Consider the following 2,727-nt stretch of genomic DNA (forward strand, 5'->3'; position numbering starts at 1 on the left):
CGACCTGATGGTCGGCCGCATCGATGCCGTGGCCAATACGTTGCCGGCCCTGTTCATGCTGACCCAGAAGCGCGCCGACGATTTCGAGGTCGTCCAGCCCGCCTTCGGCCCTAGCCGCTATATCGCCTGGGCAGGCCGCAAGGACGAGGACAGCGCCGGGCTGGTTCGTAAGATTGACGAGCGTCTGCAGGAGTTGAACAAGAGCGGCGTTCTGGCGGAACTCCAGAAGAAGTGGATCGGCAACTCCGCCGATCTGCCGCTGACGCTCCCGGCTCCGCAATAAGCACCGGCCACCAGGGCAACCCCGGTCTTTCGCAAGAAGCGCCACCTCGCGACGGTGCCGCTGAACAATCTCGCGCGGACCGGGGCAGGAGGAAAAGCGGATGGAAATACTGGACATCGCATGGGCCTACAAGGAGACGCTGCTGCTGGGCGCAGTAACGACGGCGCTCATCTCCGGCATTTCCATTCTGCTGGGAATGCCCTTGGGCCTCGCCTTCGCATTCGGCCTCGTCTCGCAAAACCGCCTGATCCGCCGGCTCTGCGCCGTCTACCGCAGCTTCTGGCGTGGCACGCCCTTGCTGGTCCAGATACTGCTCGTCTTCTACCTGCTGCCGACGGTCGGGCTGGACCTGTCGCCGGTCACCGCCGCGGTGCTCGCCTTGACGCTGAACACTTCGGCCTTCCAGGCGGAGATTTTCCGCGGAGGCCTGACTGTCGTTCCAAAGGGACACGTGGAGGCCGCTCAAATGCTTGGTATAGCGCCAGTCACGATTCGCAGGCGCATCGTCATCCCGCAGTTGATGCGACTGGTGACGCCCGCCATCGTCAACGAGTTCATCAGCATCTTGAAAAACTCGTCGATCATCTCGGTAATCTCGGTGACCGAATTGCTGCGCACGGGACAGCAGATCGTGTCCGCCACTTATAGGCCGCTAGAGGTCTACGGGCTGATCGCCGTGGTCTACATACTCATGAATCTCGTCATTGCCCAGTTCGGCCGCCGCGCCGAGGCGCGACTTGCACGTGGAGCCAAGTCGTGACGATCATCGAAACAATTAGCCAATACCAGTTCCTACTCCTGTCAGCCGCCTGGATCACCCTTTACGTGACCTTGCTGGCGACGGTCCTGGCGCTCGGCCTCGGCCTGGTGATATCGCTGCTCTATGGAATGTCGCTGGCCCCGGTTCGGTGGTTGTGCAGGACATATATCGAGATCATGCGCGGCACGCCGGTGCTGATCGTGCTGTTCATGCTCTACTATGGCGGCCCATCAATCGGGCTCATGATGGATCCGGCACCTGCGGGCATCATCGGGCTCGGCGTCTACGGGGCGGCCTATTTCGCCGAGATATTTCGGGCCGGCTTCCAGTCGATCCCGCGCGGGCAGGTCGAGGCGGCGGAAATGCTCGGCCTCTCGCGTGCCAGCATCGTCCTGCGCATCGAGATTCCGCAAATGCTGCGCCTCATCATTCCCGCACTGTTTGGGCAGATAGTGATGATGTTCAAGGAGTCAGCGTTGCTCTCCATCATCACGGTCAGCGAGTTGACGAAGGTCGCGACCGAGATCGTCAATGAGACATCGTCGATAATCGAACCCTACATCGCAGTCACACTCATCTACTGGGTCATCATCGAGGCGGTTGCCCGGAGCGGCCGGTTCCTGGAGCGGAGGTTTAGTCATGGAGCTTGATGGTCAGTCCGGGATTGACCTGGCTGCTTCCGACCCGGAAGTTGTCATCGAGGTCGAGAATCTCACCAAGACGTTCGGCGCGGTGCCTGTTCTCAACGGGATTGATCTAAAGATCCGAAGGTCGGAGGTGGTCTGCATCATTGGCCCTTCCGGTTCGGGCAAGAGCACGCTGCTCAGATGCCTTGCCTTCCTGGATCCCTACACCGGCGGCCGGGTCAGCATCGAAGGGCAGTTGCTGGGCTACAAGCAGCAGGGTGCGCGCCGTCTGCCGCAACGTCATGGCGAACTCGCCAAGGTTCGCCGCAATGTCGGCATGGTCTTTCAGCACTTCAACCTCTGGCCGCACATGACAGCGTTGGAGAACGTCGCTCTGGCGCTGCGTGCTACCCGGAAGCTGAAGGCCGAGCAGGCGGAGAGGGAAGCCCGCGAAGCGCTCGCCAAGGTGGGGCTTGGCGACAAAGCCGGCAACTATCCCTCCCAGTTGTCCGGCGGGCAGCAGCAGCGGGTGGCGATCGCCCGCGCGCTTGCGATGAAGCCGCACGTCATCTTGTTCGACGAGCCGACTTCGGCGCTCGACCCCGAACTGGTGGGCGAGGTGCTTGGGGTGATGCGCCAGCTTGCCGAAGAAGGCATGACGATGGCTATCGTGACTCACGAGATGGGCTTTGCCGCGCAGATTGCCGACACCGTCGTGTTCATGGACAAGGGCATCATTCTCGAGAAGGGCAGCCCGGCTGAGATTTTCAGGGCACCCCGGAATGACCGCCTCAAGCAATTCCTCGATACCTGGAGAACACGCTCCTTCTAGCGGAGCGCTGGCGCAAGCCGGCCGCGGTTGCCCGCGAACTCTCCTCCAACCCGCAGGTCAGGCAAACGGAACCGGATCGGGCCGATCCGGGGCCTGCGGGCGTGTCTGCGAGAACCATTTATCAACTGCAGAAGTGGAAGCGACAATGACTGATAGCGCCTTCGAGAACCCCCGGCTCGTCAAGCTGATCTATGGCGACACACCCAGCTTCATGGCCACGCCGTAC

At 61.6% G+C, this 2,727-nt stretch carries 4 protein-coding genes; all 4 read left to right on the plus strand.

The genetic code is table 11. The features are described from left to right. The coding region (locus ACODTY_RS23675; RefSeq protein ID WP_488996624.1) for a transporter substrate-binding domain-containing protein at nt 1–283 on the plus strand (283 nt) is incomplete at its 5' end. A gap of 100 nt (nt 284–383) precedes the next feature. After that, entirely contained in the window at nt 384–1,043 is a 660-nt protein-coding gene (locus ACODTY_RS23680; RefSeq protein WP_488996625.1) for an amino acid ABC transporter permease, read from the plus strand. Then, the gene (locus ACODTY_RS23685) at nt 1,040–1,693 is read left to right on the plus strand and encodes an amino acid ABC transporter permease (RefSeq protein WP_488996626.1); all 654 of its coding nucleotides are present in this window, start codon (nt 1,040–1,042) and stop codon (nt 1,691–1,693) included. Before ACODTY_RS23680 ends, ACODTY_RS23685 begins: the two co-directional genes overlap by 4 nt. After that, the gene (locus ACODTY_RS23690; RefSeq protein ID WP_488996627.1) at nt 1,683–2,501 is read left to right on the plus strand and encodes an amino acid ABC transporter ATP-binding protein; all 819 of its coding nucleotides are present in this window, start codon (nt 1,683–1,685) and stop codon (nt 2,499–2,501) included. Before ACODTY_RS23685 ends, ACODTY_RS23690 begins: the two co-directional genes overlap by 11 nt. The last annotated feature ends 226 nt before the right edge of the window (nt 2,502–2,727 follow it).

It is taken from the genome of Mesorhizobium sp. FG116, assembly GCF_057809835.1.